Genomic DNA, 568 nt, shown 5'->3' with positions numbered 1-568 from the left:
TTGGTGGCGTAAATGAGGGGGAGAACAGAGTCGGAATTTTGTTCCGTTTGGTAAAATATACAAAAACCAGAGAGGGCTGACTCCAAAAGTCCGCTTTTTGGCGGACTTTTGGGTCAGCCCCTTCTTTGGAACAAAGGGATGGAAATGATTGATGCCGGCGTCGGCTCGCTCTTTTTCTTTTTCCAGCCGCTCGTCGGCTCGCTCTTTGGCTGGCTGTTTTTACAAGAGCAACTTGATGTCTCGTTTTGGCTCGGCGGGGCGCTCATTGTTGCCGGAGTGGCAGTGGCGGTGCGAAGCGGGCAAAGTGCGTAAGGAATGCAGCGGCAAATGAAATGACCGGTAAAAAAGAAAAATGCTGTAGATGAGCAAATTCACTAACATAAATTGACAACCAAACAAAAAAGGAGACATGAACCGGACTCCTTGGGTAAAATAGATGTGCTCAAAACCCATTCACACAAGGAGGTTCATGTCTCATGAATAGATTAGCACATCACCAAGGAATCCACAAGTTTTTCTTCACGCTGGGGTTGACGCTGCAGCTTTCCAAACCGGTCATCAAGCATCT

The 568-nt window shown here is 47.5% G+C and carries 1 protein-coding gene; it reads left to right on the top strand.

What is annotated here, in order from left to right; all coding sequences use genetic code 11:
* The first annotated feature begins 57 nt into the window (after positions 1-57).
* Complete coding sequence (locus ETC02_RS16890) at positions 58-312, top strand: EamA family transporter (RefSeq protein WP_371810224.1); 255 nt, start codon at positions 58-60, stop codon at positions 310-312.
* Positions 313-568: the final 256 nt, after the last annotated feature.

Origin of the sequence: Geobacillus sp. DSP4a, assembly GCF_013096875.1 — a bacterium.
Taxonomy (GTDB): Bacteria; Bacillota; Bacilli; order Bacillales; family Anoxybacillaceae; genus Geobacillus; species Geobacillus thermophilus.
This window is presented reverse-complemented; position numbering and strand designations above follow the sequence as displayed.